This is a genomic window from Paraburkholderia sp. BL6665CI2N2, from assembly GCF_004366535.1.
GTDB lineage: Bacteria > Pseudomonadota > Gammaproteobacteria > Burkholderiales > Burkholderiaceae > Paraburkholderia.
This window is the reverse complement of the sequence record NZ_SORC01000001.1, coordinates 4,475,864-4,495,520: the sequence shown is the minus strand read 5'-3', so window position 1 is coordinate 4,495,520 and position 19,657 is coordinate 4,475,864. Positions and strand designations below refer to the sequence as shown.

The 19,657-nt window shown below is 61.7% G+C and carries 18 protein-coding genes and 1 tRNA gene; 13 read left to right on the top strand and 6 right to left on the bottom strand.

Going from position 1 to position 19,657, the window contains the following annotated elements:
- The first annotated feature begins 75 nt into the window (after window positions 1-75).
- The 11 genes from B0G81_RS19960 (at window position 76) to phoR (ending at window position 12,475) form a co-directional block, all read left to right on the top strand.
- Window positions 76-738, top strand: a complete 663-nt coding sequence (locus B0G81_RS19960) for an RlmE family RNA methyltransferase (RefSeq protein ID WP_134138097.1) — start codon at window positions 76-78, stop codon at window positions 736-738.
- 188 nt (window positions 739-926) lie between these two features.
- Window positions 927-2,816, top strand: coding sequence for an ATP-dependent zinc metalloprotease FtsH (gene ftsH, locus B0G81_RS19955; RefSeq protein WP_012433842.1), 1,890 nt, complete (start codon window positions 927-929; stop codon window positions 2,814-2,816).
- Window positions 2,817-2,899: 83 nt separating this feature from the next.
- Complete coding sequence (gene folP / locus B0G81_RS19950) at window positions 2,900-3,799, top strand: dihydropteroate synthase (protein ID WP_134138096.1); 900 nt, start codon at window positions 2,900-2,902, stop codon at window positions 3,797-3,799.
- Window positions 3,800-3,827: 28 nt separating this feature from the next.
- Complete coding sequence (gene glmM, locus B0G81_RS19945; protein WP_134138095.1) at window positions 3,828-5,186, top strand: phosphoglucosamine mutase; 1,359 nt, start codon at window positions 3,828-3,830, stop codon at window positions 5,184-5,186.
- Window positions 5,187-5,639: 453 nt separating this feature from the next.
- Complete coding sequence (pstS, locus tag B0G81_RS19940; RefSeq protein WP_134138094.1) at window positions 5,640-6,671, top strand: phosphate ABC transporter substrate-binding protein PstS; 1,032 nt, start codon at window positions 5,640-5,642, stop codon at window positions 6,669-6,671.
- 160 nt (window positions 6,672-6,831) lie between these two features.
- Window positions 6,832-7,833 carry a phosphate ABC transporter permease PstC gene (gene pstC, locus B0G81_RS19935; RefSeq protein WP_121307444.1) on the top strand — a complete coding sequence of 334 codons (1,002 nt, stop codon included), beginning with the start codon at window positions 6,832-6,834 and terminating at the stop codon, window positions 7,831-7,833.
- Window positions 7,830-8,726 (top strand): phosphate ABC transporter permease PstA, encoded by an 897-nt coding sequence (gene pstA, locus B0G81_RS19930; RefSeq protein ID WP_106283722.1) that lies wholly within the window; start codon window positions 7,830-7,832, stop codon window positions 8,724-8,726. Before pstC ends, pstA begins: the two co-directional genes overlap by 4 nt.
- Before the next feature lie 17 nt (window positions 8,727-8,743).
- Window positions 8,744-9,592 carry a phosphate ABC transporter ATP-binding protein PstB gene (pstB, locus tag B0G81_RS19925; RefSeq protein WP_106283721.1) on the top strand — a complete coding sequence of 283 codons (849 nt, stop codon included), beginning with the start codon at window positions 8,744-8,746 and terminating at the stop codon, window positions 9,590-9,592.
- A gap of 27 nt (window positions 9,593-9,619) precedes the next feature.
- Window positions 9,620-10,324: a phosphate signaling complex protein PhoU gene (gene phoU, locus B0G81_RS19920; protein ID WP_106283720.1), complete on the top strand. Its 705-nt coding sequence runs from the start codon at window positions 9,620-9,622 to the stop codon at window positions 10,322-10,324.
- A 26-nt stretch (window positions 10,325-10,350) separates the two neighbouring features.
- Window positions 10,351-11,052, top strand: coding sequence for a phosphate regulon transcriptional regulator PhoB (phoB, locus tag B0G81_RS19915; RefSeq protein WP_006051991.1), 702 nt, complete (start codon window positions 10,351-10,353; stop codon window positions 11,050-11,052).
- Between the two features lie 109 nt (window positions 11,053-11,161).
- The gene (gene phoR, locus B0G81_RS19910; RefSeq protein ID WP_134138093.1) at window positions 11,162-12,475 is read left to right on the top strand and encodes a phosphate regulon sensor histidine kinase PhoR; all 1,314 of its coding nucleotides are present in this window, start codon (window positions 11,162-11,164) and stop codon (window positions 12,473-12,475) included.
- 100 nt (window positions 12,476-12,575) lie between these two features.
- Here the strand turns inward: phoR and ppk1 are convergent, their stop codons facing one another.
- Window positions 12,576-14,639 (bottom strand): polyphosphate kinase 1, encoded by a 2,064-nt coding sequence (gene ppk1 / locus B0G81_RS19905; protein WP_106283718.1) that lies wholly within the window; start codon window positions 14,637-14,639, stop codon window positions 12,576-12,578.
- A gap of 200 nt (window positions 14,640-14,839) precedes the next feature.
- Between ppk1 and ppx the strand changes: the two genes are divergently transcribed.
- Complete coding sequence (ppx, locus tag B0G81_RS19900) at window positions 14,840-16,465, top strand: exopolyphosphatase (RefSeq protein WP_106283717.1); 1,626 nt, start codon at window positions 14,840-14,842, stop codon at window positions 16,463-16,465.
- Window positions 16,466-16,585: 120 nt separating this feature from the next.
- Here the strand turns inward: ppx and B0G81_RS19895 are convergent, their stop codons facing one another.
- The 5 genes from B0G81_RS19895 to B0G81_RS43750 form a co-directional block, all read right to left on the bottom strand.
- Window positions 16,586-17,398: a GNAT family N-acyltransferase gene (locus B0G81_RS19895; protein WP_106283716.1), complete on the bottom strand. Its 813-nt coding sequence runs from the start codon at window positions 17,396-17,398 to the stop codon at window positions 16,586-16,588.
- Window positions 17,399-17,726: 328 nt separating this feature from the next.
- Entirely contained in the window at window positions 17,727-18,185 is a 459-nt protein-coding gene (locus B0G81_RS19890; protein ID WP_106283715.1) for a histidine phosphatase family protein, read from the bottom strand.
- Window positions 18,186-18,405: 220 nt separating this feature from the next.
- Window positions 18,406-18,482 (bottom strand) — tRNA-Pro (locus B0G81_RS19885).
- A gap of 93 nt (window positions 18,483-18,575) precedes the next feature.
- Window positions 18,576-18,734: a DUF3309 family protein gene (locus B0G81_RS19880; protein ID WP_106283697.1), complete on the bottom strand. Its 159-nt coding sequence runs from the start codon at window positions 18,732-18,734 to the stop codon at window positions 18,576-18,578.
- A gap of 354 nt (window positions 18,735-19,088) precedes the next feature.
- Window positions 19,089-19,262 carry a hypothetical protein gene (locus B0G81_RS43750; protein WP_166679042.1) on the bottom strand — a complete coding sequence of 58 codons (174 nt, stop codon included), beginning with the start codon at window positions 19,260-19,262 and terminating at the stop codon, window positions 19,089-19,091.
- Between the two features lie 182 nt (window positions 19,263-19,444).
- Between B0G81_RS43750 and B0G81_RS43745 the strand changes: the two genes are divergently transcribed.
- Window positions 19,445-19,615, top strand: coding sequence for a hypothetical protein (locus B0G81_RS43745; protein WP_166679041.1), 171 nt, complete (start codon window positions 19,445-19,447; stop codon window positions 19,613-19,615).
- Window positions 19,616-19,657 lie beyond the last annotated feature (42 nt).

The window sequence follows — 19,657 nt, the reverse complement described above, 5'->3', positions numbered from 1 at the left end:
TTGGCGGCGTCCGCGCGAATTAACCGCGTATTATCCCCTAAAGCGTGTCATAACGCAGCAAGAGTTCAACGCTTAATGGCAAAAAACAAATTCAACACGGCGTGGTTGCATGATCACATCAACGACCCGTACGTAAAAATGGCGCAGCGGGAGGGCTATCGTGCCCGCGCGGCCTACAAGCTCAAGGAAATCGACGAACAGGACAAGCTGATCCGTCCCGGCCAGGTGATCGTCGACCTCGGTTCGGTGCCCGGCAGTTGGAGTCAGTACGCGCGTAACAAGCTTGCCAAGGGTTCGCAGCGCGACGCCGAGCGCGAAGGTGGCATCGACGGCACGATCATCGCGCTGGACATCCTGCCGATGGAACCGATTGCCGACGTCACTTTCGTTCAGGGCGACTTCCGCGAAGACAGCGTGGTCGGTCAACTGGAAGAATTGGTCGGCGAACGGCAGGTTGATCTTGTAATTTCGGATATGGCGCCCAACCTGTCGGGAGTGGCGGTGGCGGATGCCGCGCGAATCGAGCATCTGTGCGATCTCGCGCTGGAGTTCTCGCAAAATCACCTCAAGCAGGATGGTGCCCTTTTAGTCAAATGCTTTCACGGCAGCGGTTACAGCCAGATTGTCGAAAAGTTCAAGCATCAATTTAAGGTGGTGGCGGCCCGCAAGCCGAAAGCGTCGCGGGATAAATCGTCAGAAACGTTTATTTTGGGTAAGCATCTCAAGCGGCCCGCATAGGACGCTGCAGGACGGTTCCGCATCTGCCGATAATGCGATCATGGCCTCGGAAATGGGTGCGGCACTGACCCGCTGTCCTATTTCTGTGGTAGTGAAACCTTATGGCAGGGGTCTGCGGACTGGATTAGAATGCTTTCGTGGTGCCGCAAGGCAAATGTAGGCGCCCGTCTAAGTGAAGGAGTGGTGCTTTGAACAACAATATGTTTTCGAAAGCAGCAGTGTGGCTGGTTATCGCACTGGTGCTGTTTACGGTGTTCAAGCAGTTCGACAAGCCCCGTGTCCAGGAAGGCGTTTCCTATTCGCAGTTCATGGACGACGCGAAGAACGGCAAAGTCAAGAACGTCATTGTCCAGGGGCGGAACCTCACGGTCACTCCAGCAGACGGCCAGAAGTACCAGATCGTGTCGCCCGGCGACATCTGGATGGTCGGCGATCTGATGAAGTATGGCGTTCAGGTGAGCGGCAAGGCTGATGACGAACCCAATGCGCTGGTGTCCGCGCTGTACTACCTCGGACCGACGATCCTGATCATCGGTTTCTGGTTCTACATGATGCGACAGATGCAGGGGGGCGGGAAAGGCGGTGCGTTCTCGTTCGGCAAATCCCGTGCACGTCTGATCGACGAAAACAACAACGCAATCAATTTCACCGACGTCGCCGGTTGCGACGAAGCCAAGGAAGAAGTCTCCGAACTGGTCGACTTTCTGCGCGATCCGCAGAAATTTCAGAAGCTGGGCGGCCGCATTCCGCGCGGCGTGCTGCTGGTCGGCCCGCCGGGAACCGGTAAGACGCTCCTGGCGCGTGCTATCGCGGGTGAAGCGAAAGTGCCGTTCTTCAGCATCTCGGGTTCGGACTTCGTCGAAATGTTCGTCGGTGTCGGCGCGGCTCGGGTGCGCGACATGTTCGAGCAGGCCAAGAAGCATGCGCCTTGCATCGTGTTCATCGACGAAATCGACGCGGTCGGTCGTCATCGCGGCGCCGGCATGGGCGGCGGTAATGACGAACGCGAGCAGACGTTGAACCAGATGCTCGTCGAGATGGACGGCTTCGAAGCGAACTCGGGCGTGATCGTGATCGCCGCAACGAACCGTTCGGACGTGCTCGACAAAGCGCTGCTGCGTCCGGGCCGTTTTGACCGTCAGGTGTACGTCGGTCTGCCGGACATTCGCGGCCGTGAGCACATCATGAAGGTTCACCTGCGCAAGGTGCCGATTTCGAACGACGTCGACGCAGCGGTGATCGCACGCGGCACGCCGGGCTTCTCGGGCGCCGATCTGGCGAACCTCGTGAACGAAGCAGCTTTGTTTGCGGCTCGCCGCGGCAAGCGCATCGTCGAAATGAACGACTTCGAAGATGCGAAAGACAAAATCTTCATGGGTCCGGAGCGCAAGTCGGCTGTGATCCGCGAAGAATCGAAGCGTGCCACGGCGTACCACGAGTCGGGCCATGCGGTGATCGCCAAGCTGTTGCCGAAGGCCGATCCGGTGCACAAGGTCACCATTATTCCGCGTGGCCGTGCGCTGGGTGTGACCTGGCAGTTGCCGGAGCATGACAACGAAACGTATTCGAAGGACTACCTGCTGGATCGCCTGGCGATCCTGTTTGGTGGCCGCGTCGCGGAAGAGTTGTTCCTGAACCTGCTCAGCACCGGCGCGTCGGACGACTTCAACAAGGCGACGCAAACAGCGCGCGCCATGGTGGCCCGCTTCGGCATGACGGACGCACTTGGACCGATGGTCTACGTCGACGACGAAAACGACGCCACGCCGTTTGGCCGCGGTTTCACGCGCACCATTTCGGAAGCGACGCAGCAGAAGGTCGACGCCGAAATCCGTCGCGTGCTGGACGAGCAATACAATCTCGCGAAGCGCCTGCTGGACGAGAACCGCGACAAGGTCGAAGCGATGACCGCCGCGTTGATGGAGTGGGAAACGATCGACGCCGATCAGATCAACGACATCATGGCAGGCCGTCCGCCGCGTTCGCCGAAGAGCTCGCCGCCGTCGGCAACCGACGCCTCGTCGGGCGGCAGCCCGGGCACCGAGGTCAAACCGGGCAGCGCGACCGCGCCGGCCTGATAGGCGACCAGTAGAAAGTGCGGGCCGGTGTGTTTTCACACCGGCCCGTTTTGCATTTATCCGTTTGCGTGAAGCACTTCCACGTGTCGAAAGTCGAATTCCCTTTTTTGCCTATTCCCGAGCCGCTGCAGTGCGGCCGTTTCAAGCTGACCTTTGAACGCCCGTTGGTCATGGGCATTCTGAACGTCACTCCCGATTCTTTTTCCGACGGCGGCAAATACGCTATGCGCGGCGATGCGTTGCGCCAGGCCGAGCGTATGATGCTCGACGGCGCGGACATTATCGATATCGGCGGCGAATCGACGCGTCCGGGCGCGCCGCCGGTGTCGCTCGACGAAGAACTGGATCGAGTGATCCCGCTCGTCGAGCAACTGCGTGGTGCGAATGTGCCGTTGTCGATCGACACCTACAAGCCTGAAGTGATGCGCCATACGCTGGCCGCCGGCGCCGATCTGATCAACGACATCTGGGGCTTCCGCATGCCGGGCGCAATCGACGCGGTGCGCGACAGTCAATGCGGCGTGTGCGTCATGCACATGCTCGGCGAGCCGCAGACCATGCAGGTCGGTGAGCCCGTCTATGACGATGTGGTGAGCGAGGTTCGCGATTTTCTCGAGGAGCGGGTCGCGGCGCTGAAGCAGGCGGGCATTGCGCGTGCTCGTATCAGCGTGGACCCAGGTTTCGGTTTCGGCAAGACCGTAGTCGAGCATAATTACACGCTGCTCGCGCATCTGCCGGACACGGCGCCGCGAGCTGAGCCGCCTTATCCCATTCTTGCCGGCATGTCGCGCAAGTCGATGGTCGGCGCGGTGGTGGAACGCCCGGCGCCGGAACGCGTCGCGGGCAGTATTGCGGCGGCCGTGTGCGCCGCTGAACGGGGCGCTGCGATTCTGCGTGTACACGACGTCGCGCAAACTGTAGATGCATTGAAAGTATGGGCAACCATGCGCGACGCGGCGAAGCACAGCCGCGCGCGCGGTTGAACCCACAAGCCAAGGAGGAAGATAAAACATGGCACGTCGTTATTTTGGAACGGACGGCATTCGGGGCAAAGTCGGCAAAGGACCTATCACGCCGGAGTTTGTATTGCGGCTCGGCTACGCGGCCGGCAAGGTGTTGGCAGGCGCGGACCGCTGGGCCAAAAGCGGCACGCGGCCAACCGTGTTGATCGGCAAAGACACGCGGGTGTCGGGCTACATGCTCGAAGCCGCGCTCGAGTCAGGTTTCTCCGCAGCAGGTGTGGACGTGATGCTGGCCGGTCCGATGCCCACTCCCGGCATCGCCTACCTGACGCGCGCGTTGCGGCTCGCCGCGGGCGTGGTGATCAGTGCATCGCATAACCCGTACTACGACAACGGCATCAAATTTTTCTCCGCCGACGGCAACAAGTTGCCGGACGAAGTGGAAGCGCAGATCGAGGAGCAACTCGATCTGCCGCTCGCCTGCGCGGCATCCGAGCAACTCGGCAAGGCGCGGCGTCTCGACGACGCGGCTGGCCGCTACATCGAGTTCTGCAAGAGCACGTTTCCGGCGGCGTTCGACCTGCACGGCCTGAAGCTGGTGGTCGACTGCGCGCATGGCGCCGCCTATGACGTCGCGCCGCACGTGTTCCACGAACTCGGCGCCGAAGTGATTCCGATCGGCGTCGCGCCGAACGGCTTCAACATCAACGACGGGGTCGGCGCGACCGCACCGGATGCGCTGGTGCGCGCTGTGCGCGCGAATCATGCGGATCTGGGCATCGCGCTCGATGGCGACGCCGATCGTCTGCAGGTGGTCGACGCGGCAGGGCGTCTCTACAACGGCGACGAACTGCTCTACATCCTGGTCAAGGACCGTGTCGCGACCGACGGCAAAGTGGACGGCGCAGTCGGCACCCTGATGACGAATATGGCGGTGGAAGTGGCGTTGCAGGAAGCCGGCGTGAAGTTCGTGCGCGCGGCGGTCGGCGATCGCTACGTGCTCGAACAGTTGCGCGAACACGGCTGGCAACTGGGCGCCGAGGGCTCCGGCCATATTCTTTCGCTCGACCGTCATTCCACGGGCGACGGCATTGTCTCTGCGTTGCTGGTGCTGGCAGCCATGAAGCGCAGCGAGAAAACGCTCGCCGATCTGCTCGACGGCGTCACGCTGTTCCCGCAGAAGCTGATCAACGTGCGCATGAAGCCTGGCGCGGACTGGAAGAGTAGCGACGTGATCCGCCGCGCCATCGCCAAGGCGGAGAGCGCGCTGAACGGCCGCGGCCGCGTGCTGATCCGCGCGTCCGGCACGGAGCCGGTGCTGCGCGTGATGGTGGAAGCGGAAAGTGCCGCCGACGCACTTCTTCATGCGGAATCGATTGCCGGCGCGGTCAAAGAGGCCACGGCGTAAAGCCACACGCGCTTACGGTGGGGGGCGTTGGGACGATGCGCATCGTGTCCTGACGCCCTCGCTCGCTGCGCTTAGTCTCAGTCGGCGAACCGCACAAAAGGCACATCGCAAAGTAGGCCAGCGCCCAAAAACACAAAATCAAAAGCCAGTCCCAACGCTCACAGCCACGCCCGAACCACCCTCTCACCCGCGGCCCATTGCCGCACGACCCACGCCGCATCTTTTTCCCGAACGCGCACTCGCAAACGTTCGCGCCCCATCTTTCTTCGACTAATCTAAAGAGCGTCACGACTTTCGCCGGAAGATCAGGTTTTCCCTGACAAATCGGCTTTCAGCCGTGTAATCTTACTGTCACATCCGTTTCACGTTAAGTCACGTTACTGTCACAAAGAGACCCTAAGCTTCGCGGTGTTCGTCTTACACGCTCACACCGCTCACACCTTTGGAGGTCTCATGAAATTGATGCAAACCGTGTTCGCTGGCGTCGCTGGCGCGCTTTTCGCGATCGCAGCGCAAGCCGCAGACATCACCGGCGCGGGCAGCACCTTCGCAGCACCGATCTACACGAAGTGGGCCGACTCGTATCAGAAGTCGGGCGGCGGCAAGGTTAACTATCAAGGCATCGGCTCGTCGGGCGGCGTGAAGCAGATCGTCGCGAAGACCGTCGACTTCGCCGGTTCGGACGCTCCGCTGAAGGACGACGAACTCGCCAAGGAAGGCCTGTTCCAGTTCCCGACGGTGGTCGGCGGCGTGGTGCCGGTCGTCAATGTGCCGGGCGTGAAGCCGGCTGAACTGACGCTGTCGGGCGAAGTGCTCGGCGACATCTATCTGGGCAAGATCAAGAAGTGGAACGATCCGGCGATCGTTGCGCTGAACCCGAAGGTCAAGCTGCCGGATACCGACATCGCCGTGGTTCGCCGCGCCGATGGTTCGGGCACCAGCTTCATCTGGACGAACTATCTGTCGAAGGTCAACGCAGACTGGAAGTCGAAGGTCGGTGAAGGTTCGACGGTCAACTGGCCGACGGGCACGGGCGGCAAGGGCAACGACGGCGTCGCGGCCTTCGTGCAACGTCTGCCGGGCGCAATCGGCTACGTGGAATGGGCGTACGCGAAGCAGAACCACATGACGTATGTCGCGCTGAAGAACTCGACGGGCACGGTTGTCGAGCCGAAGACGGAGACCTTCAAGGCAGCGGCAGCAGGCGCGGGCTGGTCGAAGTCGTTCTATCAGATCCTGACGAACGAGCCGGGCAAGAACGCATGGCCGATCGTCGGCGCGACGTTCGTGCTGTTGCACACGGCGCAGGACAAGCCGGCGCAAGGCGCCGAAACGCTGAAGTTCTTCGACTGGGCGTTCAAGAACGGCACGCAAGCCGCAAACGATCTGGACTACATCTCGCTGCCGGATTCGGTCGTCGCGGAAATCCGCACGCAATGGAAGGCAAAGGTGAAGGACGCTTCGGGCAAGGCAATCGCCGAGTAAGCGAAGCAACGGGTGCGGCAATGAGCAAAGCACCCGGCACCGGCAGTACGTAACACATTGGCCGTCCTCATGTGAGGACGGCCAATGGCTTTGACCCCCGGCATTACCGGCCGCACGACACGTGTCGTACGGCAACTGGAAACAGGTCCATCAGGCTCTCATGTCCGATATCCAATTAGCGTCCGGCGCGAGCAGGTCGACCCCGCCCGGCAGCGCGTCGCAGCAGAAAGCGCCCAGCCGCGCCGGCGACGTGATCTTCGGCGGTCTCGCGCGCTTCGCCGCCATCATCACTTTGCTGCTGCTCGGCGGCATCATCGTTTCGCTGATCGTCGCGTCCATGCCGTCGATCAAGCAATTCGGCCTCAGCTTCCTGTGGACCGCCGACTGGGATCCACCCAGCAAGCAATTCGGCGCCCTGGTGCCGATCTACGGCACGATCGCCACCTCGATCATTGCACTCATCATCGCGGTGCCCGTCAGCTTCGGCATCGCGCTTTTCCTGACCGAACTCGCGCCCGCGTGGCTGCGCCGTCCGCTCGGCATCGCGATCGAACTGCTCGCCGCGATTCCGTCGATCGTGTACGGCATGTGGGGTCTGCTGGTGTTCGCGCCGATCTTCGCGACGTACTTTGAAAAACCGCTCGGCGTCGTGCTCGGCGGCATTCCGTTTGTCGGTGCGTTGTTTCAGGGCGCGCCGATCGGCATCGGCATCCTGTGCGCGGGCGTGATTCTCGCGATCATGATCATTCCGTATATCGCCTCGGTGATGCGCGACGTGTTCGAAGTCACGCCGGTCCTGTTGAAGGAATCGGCATACGGCATCGGCTGCACGACGTGGGAAGTGATGTGGAAGATCGTGCTGCCCTTTACGAAGAGCGGCGTGATCGGCGGCGTGATGCTGGGTCTGGGCCGCGCGCTCGGCGAGACCATGGCTGTCACGTTCGTGATCGGCAATACGAATCTGCTCGACAACGTGTCGCTCTTTTCGCCGGGCAACAGCATTACGTCGGCGCTCGCCAACGAATTCGCCGAAGCGGATCCGGGCCTGCATACGTCGGCGCTGATGGAACTCGGCCTCATTCTGTTCGTGATTACCTTCATCGTGCTGGCGATCTCCAAGGTCATGCTGCTTCGCCTCGAAAAAGGGGAGGGCGCGAAATGAGCCAGCCCACTTTGAATATGCCGGGTTCGAACGACGCCGTCGCGCTCGAAGCAATGCGCGTGCGTCTGCAAGGCCGCCGCCGCATGAAGAACGCGGTTGCGCTGACCATGTCGCTCGCCGCGATGGCGTTCGGTCTGCTGTGGCTGATCTGGATTCTGTACACGACCTTGCGCCTGGGTATCGGCGGCTTGTCGGTCGAGCTGTTCACGCAATCGACGCCGCCGCCGAACACCGATGGCGGTGGTCTCGCCAACGCGATCGTCGGCAGTCTGATGCTGGTCGCACTCGCGACTTTCGTCGGCACGCCGATCGGTATTCTGGCTGGCGTCTATCTCGCCGAGTACGGCCAGAAGGGCTGGCTCGCGAGCGTCACGCGTTTCATCAACGACATTCTGTTGTCGGCGCCGTCGATCGTGGTCGGCCTGTTTGTCTATGCGCTGGTGGTGGCGAAGATGGGCCACTTCAGCGGCTGGGCCGGCGTATTCGCGCTTGCCTTGCTGCAGATCCCGATCGTGATCCGCACCACGGAAAACATGCTGAAACTGGTGCCGAACGCACTGCGTGAAGCAGCCTTCGCACTCGGCACGCCGAAGTGGAAGATGGTGCTGTCGATCACGCTGAAGGCTTCCATCGCGGGTATCGTCACCGGCGTGCTGCTCGGCGTGGCGCGTATCGCAGGCGAAACCGCGCCGCTGCTCTTCACGGCGCTGTCGAATCAGTTCTTCTCGATGGACATGGGCCAGCCGGTCGCGAACCTGCCGGTCACGATCTACAAGTTTGCGATGAGCCCGTTCGCGCAGTGGCAATCGCTCGCGTGGGCCGGCGTCTTCCTGATCACGCTCGCGGTGCTGGGACTCAACATCCTCGCGCGCACGATCTTCTCGAACAAGTAAGGGCGGAGTGTAATCCGATGAATATGGCAGAAACTCAACTCAATCCGATCGCGCGTCCTACCGCGCCCGCCGGTTTCGATCCCGCCCAGAGCGGCCAGTCGCAGGCGCCGTCGCGCCCGAAGATCGAGATCAACGACCTGAACTTCTTCTACGGCAAGTATCACGCGCTGAAGAACATCAATCTGCAGATTCCCGAAGGCAAGGTGACCGCGTTCATCGGCCCGTCGGGTTGCGGCAAGTCCACGCTGCTGCGTACGCTGAACAAGATGTACGCGCTCTATCCGGAACAGCGCGCTGAAGGCGAGATCCTGATGGACGGCGAAAACCTGCTGACCTCCAAGCGCGATATTTCGCTGCTGCGCGCACGGATCGGCATGGTGTTCCAGAAGCCGACGCCGTTTCCCATGTCGATCTACGACAACATCGCGTTCGGCGTGAAGATGTTCGAAACGCTGCCGCGCTCGGAGATGGACGACCGCGTGGAATGGGCGCTGACCAAGGCCGCGCTGTGGAACGAAGTGAAGGACAAGCTCGGCCAGAGCGGCTACGGTTTGTCGGGCGGCCAGCAGCAGCGTCTGTGCATCGCGCGCGGTATCGCGATCCGTCCGGAAGTGCTCCTGCTCGACGAGCCGTGTTCGGCGCTGGACCCGATTTCGACGGGCCGTATCGAAGAACTGATCGCCGAATTGAAGAGCGATTACACGGTGGTGATCGTCACGCACAACATGCAACAGGCGGCCCGCTGTTCGGACTACACTGCCTATATGTACCTCGGCGAGTTGATCGAATTCGGCGACACCGAAAAGATCTTCATCAAGCCGGTCCGCAAGGAAACCGAGGATTACATCACTGGCCGCTTCGGTTAACACGCCGAACAAATAAGGGAGTACGACATGTCCGACAAACACCTGTCCAGCCAGTTCGACGCCGACCTGAATCTGGTTTCCTCCAAGGTGCTCGAAATGGGCGGCCTGGTCGAATCGCAGATCGTCAAGGCCATGCAGGCGCTCAACGAATTCGATCTCGACATCGCCGAACAGGTGATCGCCGCGGAAGAGCGTCTGAACAAGATGGAAGTGGACATCGACGAAGAGTGCAGCAACATCATCGCGCGCCGTCAGCCGGCCGCGCGTGACCTGCGTCTGTTGATCGCGATTTCGAAGACCATCACGAATCTCGAGCGCGCCGGCGACGAAGCCGAAAAGATCGCCAAGCGCACCAAGCGTTTGATGGAAGACGGCGCGTCGCGCACCATCAACATCGCTGAAATCAAGTTGTCGGGCGAGATGGCGGTGTCGATTCTGCGCCGCGCGCTGGACGCGTTCGCGCGCCTCGATACGGTCGCTGCCGCACAGATCGTTCGTGACGATAAAGCGATCGACGAAGAATTCCGCGCCTTCGTGCGCAAGCTGATTTCGTACATGACCGAAGATCCGCGTTCGATCTCGGTGGGCCTCGACTTCCTGTTTATCGCCAAGGCGATTGAGCGGATCGGCGACCACGCGAAGAACATCGCCGAATTCATCATTTACATCGTGAAGGGTACGGACGTGCGGCACAAGTCGCGCGACGCGCTCGAGCGCGAAGCACTCAGTTAATCCAGATATAAGGACCAGAGGTGCCGATGCCCAGCAGCATTCTCGTCATTGAAGATGAGCCCGCCATTTCCGAATTGATTTCGGTCAATCTTCAACACGCCGGACACTGCCCGATTCGCGCGTACAACGCGGAGCAGGCGCAGAACCTGATCAGCGACGTATTGCCGGACCTCGTCCTGCTCGACTGGATGTTGCCGGGTAAATCGGGCATTGCGTTCGCGCGCGATCTGCGCAACAACGAGCGCACCAAGCATATCCCGATCATCATGCTGACCGCGCGCGGCGACGAGCAGGACAAGGTGCTCGGCCTCGAAATCGGCGCCGACGACTACGTCACCAAGCCGTTCTCGCCGAAGGAACTGATGGCGCGCATCAAGGCGGTGTTGCGCCGCCGCGCCCCGCAGTTGACCGAAGACGTGGTCGCGATCAATGGCCTCAAGCTCGATCCGGCCACACACCGCGTGGCCGCGCATGCGGAAGGTAGCGAGATCAAGCTCGATCTCGGTCCGACGGAATTCCGTCTGCTGCATTTCTTCATGACGCACCCGGAGCGCGTGCACAGCCGCACGCAACTGCTCGATCAGGTGTGGGGCGATCACGTATTCGTCGAAGAGCGCACGGTGGATGTGCATATCAAGCGCTTGCGCGCGGCACTCAAGCCCGCCGGGTGCGATGCTATGATTGAGACGGTACGCGGCAGCGGCTACCGGCTTGCGAAGAGCGCCTGAGGCGCGCATTAGCGGCGTTGCGCCGCCCGCGTCGGGTACGTCTGTTCGCAACCATAGGCGCCGCGATTTTCATCCCGGCGCATAGGCTTTTCTCTTCGATCGCTAGACCATGAACATCATCTGGGCGCGCTCCATCGTGTCGGTCGTGCTGCTGGCTGTTCTGTGCGTGGTGGTCGGCGCACTCGTGAACGTCAAGGCGGCGCTCGTCCTCGCGATCGTCATGCTGCTCGCGCAGAGCCTTTTCAGCACCTTTCATAAGCAGCGCCTGTGGCGTTTGCTCGACGCGCCGGTTTACGGCGAAGTGCCGAGCGCCCCCGGCATCTGGGGCGAAATCTACTACCGTCTGCACAAGCTCGCGAAGCGCTGGCATGCCCAGGTGCGCTCGGTCGAGCAACAGCACTCGCGCTTTATTCAGGCGATCCAGGCCTCGCCTAACGGTGTGGCGATGCTCGACGATCACGACCAGATCGAGTGGTGCAACGCGATCTCCGAACTCCATTTCGGCCTGGATGCGAAGCGCGACCTGCGCCAGCACATCACACATCTGGTGCGCCAGCCGGACTTCGTGCGCTATCTGAATTCGCATCGCTACGAAGAAATGCTGATCATGCGCGGCATGGGCGACAAGCGGCAGAACGTGCTGTCGGTGCAGGTGTTTCCGTACGGCGAGAATCGCAAACTGGTGCTGTCGCAAGACATCACCGAGCTCGAACGCACGGATGCAATGCGGCGCGACTTCGTCGCCAATGTCTCGCATGAACTGAAGACGCCGCTCACGGTGCTCTCGGGTTTTCTGGAGACCATGCGCGAGTTGCCATTGAGCGAAGGCGAACGTTCGCGCTATCTCGAACTGATGGAGCAGCAGGCTTCGCGCATGCGCCACATCGTCAACGATTTGCTCGTGCTCGCCAAACTCGAAGGCGACAACAAGCCGCCGAGCGATCAGATGATCGATATGCGCGCGGTGTTGCGGCATTTGCACGACGACGCGGAAAGCCTGTCGAGCGATCATCACAAGATCACATTCGATGCCGACGAAGGGCTGACGGTCACCGGCGTCGAGACGGAAATTCTCAGCGCGCTCGGCAACCTCGTCACGAACGCGATCCGCTATACGCCGGACGGTGGCGCGATCAGAGTGGTTTGGCACGCGCAGGGCGGCAATGCGATATTTTCGGTGACGGACAGCGGACTCGGCATTCCCTCTGCGGACATACCGCGGCTGACGGAGCGTTTCTATCGCGTCGATCGCAGCCGTTCGCGCGATACCGGCGGCACGGGCCTCGGTCTTGCGATCGTCAAGCATGTGCTGCAACGTCACGATGCACAGCTCGATGTGAAGAGCGAGGAAGGGCGAGGCAGCACGTTCACCGTGCGTTTTCCGGTGTATCGCACGGCGCGCCGGCAACCGGCGCCGGTTTGAGCGTAGCCGCATCGGAATGAAGAAAAGCCCGCACATAGCGGGCTTTTTTACGCGTGCCACTTTTGTTGGCGGCCCGCCGAGGCGGGCGCAGTCACTCACGCTACGAACAGAATTTCCCCAGCAGACTCATCTGCGCGTTGCGCGAGGACTTGCCCGGCCGGCGGCGCCGGTAATGGCCGTCGCTTTGCATCAGCCACGCGGATTGATTGTCGCCGAGAAACGCAGACAGACCTTCAGCGATCACACGCCGCTTCAAACGCCGGTTGTTGATCGGAAAGGCAACTTCAACACGCCGGAAGAAATTGCGGTCCATCCAGTCGGCGCTCGACAGATACACCTGCTCCTTGCCGCCGTCGTAGAAATAGAAGATGCGGTGGTGTTCGAGAAAGCGCCCGACGATCGAGCGCACGGTGATGTTCTCCGAAAGCCCCGCGACGCCTGGCTGCAACGAACACACGCCACGCACGATCAGATCGATTTTGACGCCCGCCTGCGCGGCCTCGTACAACTCGGCGATCACCGTGGGTTCGAGCAGCGCATTCATCTTCGCGACAATGCGTGCTTTCTTGCCGGCGCGCGCATGCTCGGCTTCGGCGCGAATGGCTTCGACCAGTTTCGGATGCAGCGTGAACGGCGATTGCCACAACTCGTGCAGCTTCAGTTCTCCGCCAATGCCGGTCAGTTGCTGGAACACGTGATGAACGTCTTCGCAGATTTTCTGGTCGGCGGTCATCAAACCGAAGTCGGTGTAAAGACGCGCCGTGCGCGGGTGGTAGTTGCCGGTGCCGAGGTGCACATAGCGCTTGAGGGTGGTCTTGCCGCCCACCGACACGCGCCGCACGATCAGCATCATCTTCGCGTGGCACTTGTGGCCCACCACGCCGTACACCACGTGCGCCCCGACTGCTTCGAGCTGCGAGGCCCAGTTGATGTTGGTTTCTTCATCGAAACGCGCGAGCAGTTCGACTACTACCGTGACTTCCTTGCCGTTGCGCGCCGCTTGCATCAGCGCGTCCATTAGCGGCGAATCGGTGCCCGTGCGATAGATGGTCTGCTTGATCGCGACCACGTTCGGATCTTTGGCCGCCTGCAGCAGCAGTTCGAGCACCGGCTGAAAACTTTCGTACGGATGATGCAGCAGCACGTCGCCCTGATCGATCACGTCGAACATGCTGGCGCTGTTGGCGACCTGCGGCGGAATCGCGGGGATGTGCGGCACGAACTTCAGATCGGGGCGGTCCACCATCTCCGGTAATTGCATCAGCCGCACCAGATTGACGGGGCCGTCGGCGTAGTAGCAATCCTTGTCGGACAGGCCGCTTTCGTCGAGCAGGCGCCGCACGACATGCGTGGGCGTTTCCGCCGACACTTCGAGCCGCACCGCGTTGCCCAGATGCCGCGCCGGCAATTCGCCCTGCAACGCGACGCGCAGATTGGTAATTTCATCTTCATCGACGAACAGTTCGCTATTGCGCGTGATGCGAAACTGGTTGCAGCTGCGCACCACGAGGTTCGGAAACAGTTCGCCGACAAAGCGTTGCAACAGGGAGCTCAGCAGCACGAAGCCATGCGGGTAGCCCGACAGTTCCTGCGGCATGCGCACGAGCCGCGGCAACGCGCGCGGCGCCTGCACGATGCCCATCATCGCCTGACGGCCGAACGCGTCCTTGCCTTCCAGTTCCACGACGAAGTTCAGGCTCTTGTTGAGCACGCGTGGAAACGGATGCGCCGGATCGAGGCCGATCGGCGTGAGCACGGGCAACAGTTCGTCGAAGAAGTAGTTGCGCGCCCATTCGGTCTGCGCTTCGTTCCACGCTTCCGTGCCGTGAAAATAGATGCCTTCTGCTTCGAGCGCGGTGAGCACCGTGTCGTGCAGCATGGTGTACTGGCGATGCACGAGTTTCTGCGCGCGTTCGACCACGAGGTCGTACACGTGCTGCAGCGACATGCCGTCCGGCGATAGCGCGCCGGGGTTGTCGCGCATCTGTTCCTGTAGCCCGGCCATGCGGACTTCGAAGAATTCGTCGAGATTGCTACTGGTGATGCAGATGAAACGCAGGCGTTCGAGCAAAGGGACGGCTGGGTCGGCAGCTTGTGCCAACACACGCTCGTTGAAACCCAGAATGCCCAGCTCGCGATTCAATAAGGGGTAGCGGATGGACATCGGCAGCGAGAATGGAATGTCAGGAAGAGAGGCGGAAAGACGCTCGGAAATTCTCACAGTATGATGACGTTGTTATGACATTTTCGATTTTTTATTCTACGCCGTAATCGCCGCGTGTCGTCAATATGACGCAGTCTGTATGGGACCATCGGCCACCCCCATTGCTGCGAGGTGACATCGTGAGGCCCGGTACGCTTAGAATGGCGTCTTTGAACCGCGCGGCCGGCCGTCAGGCGCCCAGGGCACCCGATGGACACGGAGCGTTTCCCGCATCCAACGCCGCCGCGCTCGCGCGCATGGAGTCCGCTTACTCGATGGTCAATACTCCGCAACTCCTCGCCGCCGTCGATCTCGGTTCGAACAGCTTCCGGCTGATTGTCGGCCGGGTCGAGGAAACTGACGCCGGCAGCCAGATCTACCAGGTCGATGCCTTGCGTGAGCCGGTGCGTCTGGCCGCCGGTCTGTCGCGCGACAAGATGCTCGACCGAGCTTCGCAGGTGCGCGGCTGGGACGCGCTCAAGCGTTTCGGCGAGCGTCTTCGCGACTTTCATCCCGATCACGTTCGCGCGGTCGCTACCAATACATTGCGCATCGCCAAGAATGCCGGCGAATTTCTCGGTGAGGCGCAAGCCGCGCTCGGTTTCCCGATCGAAGTGATCGCCGGGCGTGAAGAGGCGCGCCTGATTTACGCGGGCGCTGCACACTCCGTGCCCGCGAGTCCGGGCAAACGTCTGGTGGTCGATATCGGCGGCGGCTCGACGGAATTCATCATTGGCTCGCATTACACGCCCATCAAGATGGAGAGCCTGTATATCGGCTGCGTGAGTCATAGCCGGGCGTTTTTCCCTGCCGGCAACGTCGACGAATACACGATGCGCCAGGCCGAACTCGCCGCGGGCCGCGAAATCCAGATCATTTCCGCCGAGTACAAGAAGACCGGCTGGGAGCAGGCGATCGGCTCGTCGGGCACCGCGCGCGCATTGGCCGAGTTGGTGGAGGCCAATAACTTCAACGATCCAGGCGTCACGCATGGCATCTCGCGCGGCGGGCTCGAACGCCTCAAGCGCGCGCTGATCAAGGCGGAGAACGTCAACCGGCTGAAGCTCGTCGCGTTGAAGGGCGATCGCATTCCGGTGCTGGCCGGCGGCCTGTCGATCATGATCGCGGTGTTCGACGAACTGGGTGTCGATTACGTCGACACGACGGACGGCGCGCTGCGCCTCGGCGTGTTATACGACCTGTTAGGCCGTTCGCAGCACGAAGACATGCGTACGGTCACGGTGGAAGGCTTCATGCGCCGCTATGGTGTGGATCGCGCGCAGGCGGGGCGCATCGGCGAACTCGCGGTGCGCTTCTACGAACAGTTCGAGGAACCCGACGAAGAACGCCGCGTCGAAAACCGCATGTTTCTCGGCTGGGCGGCTGCGTTGCACGAAATCGGTCTGTCGATCTCGCACAGCGCGTATCACAAGCATTCGGCCTATATCGCCAGCAACGCGGACATGCCGGGCTTTTCGCGCACCGATCAGGCGCGGCTTGCCGCGCTCGTGCTCGGTCATGCGGGCAAGCTCGGCAAGCTATCGCAAACGCGCGAAGTGGAGTGGCCGCTGCTGTTCTGTCTGCGGCTCGCGGCGCTGCTGTGCCGCCGGCGTGCCGACGTCGGCTTGCCGGGCATCTCGGTGACACAGGTCAACGGCGGTTACGAGGTGCGGTTGCCGAACGAGTGGGTGGCCAACAATCCGTTGACCGACTACAGCCTGATTCAGGAAGCCGCGGAGTGGGAGAAGGTCGGCATTCCGTATCGCGTGGTTTATACGGACGAATGAAGCCTTGCGCATGGCGCACTGCGAATGAATGAGAAAGCCCGGCCGGTGCCGGGCTTTTTTGCGGCCGCTTGTTTTTGCTTCGCCGACGCGCGTCACAGCGCGTCTTGCACGCGAATCCGCTCAGCGCGGCAGCGCATCGCCGAGGAAGTGGCGAGCGTAACGTGCATTGATATCGGACAAGCGGAACAGCGTCAGAAAGTCCGCGGTATTGAAATCGGGATCCCATGCCGGCGCGCCGCAAATCTTCGCGCCGAGACGCAGATACCCCTTCACCAGCGGCGGCGGCGCCACCTCGGCGCCCGTTTGCAGTTCATCGACCGGCAGCGGCGTGTGCGCAAACGCGCGATATTCCGGCGCGGTCAGCGCGCTGTCGCGCAGCGAGCAATACAGATTTGCCGCGTAGTGGCCGCCGTCGACCATCGCCACGCTCGCGCAGCCGAGCATCGTCTCATAGCCGTTGTGCTTCATGTAGGCGGCAAGGCCGGCCCATAGCGACATGATCACCGAGCCGCTGCGATAGTCGGGGTGCACGCACGAACGGCCCACTTCGACCATCTTGGCGCGCAGGTGCGTCAGACGCGACACGTCGAACTCGCTTTCAGCGTACAGCCGGCCGATACGCGCGGCCTGATGCGGCGGCAACGCGCGGTACGTGCCGACCACTTTCAACGTGTCGAGATCGCGAACCAGTAGGTGATCGCAGTAGGCGTCGAACGAATCGACGTCGAGACCCGCGGGGCCCGTCAGCCGTGCGCCCATTTCGTCGGCGAACACGCGGTAGCGCAGACGCTGGGCTTCGCGCAGTTCTTCGTCGGTGCGAGCCCACGTGACTTGCAGGCGATGCTGGGCGGTGACCGTTTCCTCGGCGCGCGGCAGACGGCGCGACTCGAAGATCGAAGCGAGGGGCAGGGTAGGCGTCGGCAGTTCTCGCATGGGGGGTCCTGGTCGAAAAAAGGGAGATTTCTTTTTTCGCCAATGTAGTAACGCCTGGTGACGCTCGCATGGCAAACCCATGACGATTGGATGACTGCCCGTAAGCTGCGTGCCCGCGGCTTGTAATATCGCAAGCGGGGACGACGAGTGTTGTTTCCGCGCGAAAGGTGGGAATTGAGGAAACGGGTGGGGGCGATGCGAGCGCCGGGATGGTGAGGTCCCGGCGCTGTGGGTGATGCGTGTAATCGGTTTGCTTGCTTCGGCGCCGTTTCGTGTGACGCGTGGGTTTTTAGGGGTGCAACCCCCGCCTGGTTGAAGTGAATCCGGCTCAGACCAGATCGGGTGTCATGGCGGCTCGCAGCACGGCCTGGTCGTCGCCGTCGCGCTCGCGGCTTGCGATCCACCACACGCCCGCTTTCTTCAGCGGCCAGCTCGCGTCGCTATTGCCGAGCAGCCGGGCGGCGACGTGGCCGAGCGTCGGCTGATGGCCGACGATCACCACCGTTTGCGCGATGCCTTTGGGCCAGCCTGCGGCGTTGAGCACGTCGTCCGCGCTTGCGTTGGGCGCGAGTTCGCGTACTACGCGATATTGATCACTCAGCGTCTCGGCAGTCTGGATGGTACGCACAGCAGGGCTTGCGAGCACGACGGCGTCGTCGGGCAGGCGGGTGCGCAGCCATTTGGCGACGTTTTGCGCCTGCTTGCGGCCTCGGGTGGTGAGCGCTCGCGCCAGGTCGGTGCTGGCGAAGTCTTCGGCTTCGGCGTGACGCCAGAGAATCAGATCCATGCGTGTCTCCTTCACTGTGCTTGCGGCGCTTGGGCCCGATCAGGCCTGCGCCAAGTTTCAGTCACTGTCGCACGTGGACTCGTTGGGCCGCAAGGCAATGGCTCGGGGTAACCGTATAAGCACGCCGGTATATCGCAGGCGAGAGCCCGCGAGCCTGAAAAAGCCCAAAAAGCAAAAACCCGCGAAGCCGGAGGCTACGCGGGTTTCGTGTTGCTTTTCGTGGTCGGAGCGAAAGGATTCGAACCTTCGACCCTCTGATCCCAAATCAGATGCGCTACCAGGCTGCGCTACGCTCCGACGAATCCGAGATTCTACGTGGCATTGGGTGCCAGAGTCAATCACGAATTGCACCGGAGCAAAACGGCGGGTCGAGTGCGCGAGTCGGCGGCGTTATATGCGACCCATCAGCAGCAACACGATCACGATGATCAGCACGACGCCCACGACGCCGGTCGGCCGATAGCCCCAGCCGCTGCTGTACGGCCAGCTCGGCAACGCGCCGATCAGCAGAAGAATGAGCACGATAAGCAGTATGGTTCCAATGGTCATTCGAGTTCTCCCTGTCTGGCCTGAGCCAGTTAGTCTGGTTGGTTCGGCGCATACGCGCCGGGACGCTCGACGCGCAAGCCGCGCGCTTCCTGCACGCCTACCAGCAGCAAGGCGTGTGCCTAAAGCAGATTTGGGCGGAAAGGGAAATGGCGGGCGACTGGATGCTTCGGTCGCGACCAGCGACGCGTCAGGAAAAGGGCAGCCAGGAGAAACTTGCGCGGTTACAGTGGACAGCCGCAGGCGTCACCGCGCAAGGAGTCGATGTGCGAGCGCGGACTCGCACGTGAAATACGGCGCATCAATCCTTCAACCGCTCGGACTGTGTGCAGGCGCCGTTGGCACCTGCATTTCCGTTCAGTGCCGGCGACGCATCCAATGCGGCATGTGCTGATGAGTCAGCCAATGGTGCACCATGCCTTCGCCATCGTGTTCGCGCCGATAGGTTCTCGATTCGTAGATCGACAACACGAGCAACACGAGCAGACCTATTGCAAGTCCAACCAGACCCGCGATCGTTTCAGCATCCATGGCAGCCTCCTATGAGACGCGACCGTGACTTTATAGTAGGTCACGCGCAACCAAATGGGGGAGGGGTTACGCGGGTCGGCGCGGCGGCGCGGAATGCGCTTTGCGGTTAGACTCCAGGCGCTCGCGCTTGCCCGCTCGCCGCGGGTAAGCCGCTCTTTCATTCTGTTTCGAGAGACTCTTTTATGATCCGCGTTTCGATGATTGCGTTGCTGGTGGTTGCCGGCGTTGCCGGTTGTGCGAATGGTCCGTCGGGCCATCACGGCGGCCCTCCGCCGCAAGATCCGGCCGACTACCACGGCGTGCCCACCGACAGCCGTCCGCCCACGATGGTGCCTCCACCGGTCTCGCCTTGAGCAGCGGCTGATAACGGCTCCGGCAACGGTGACGAAAAGCAG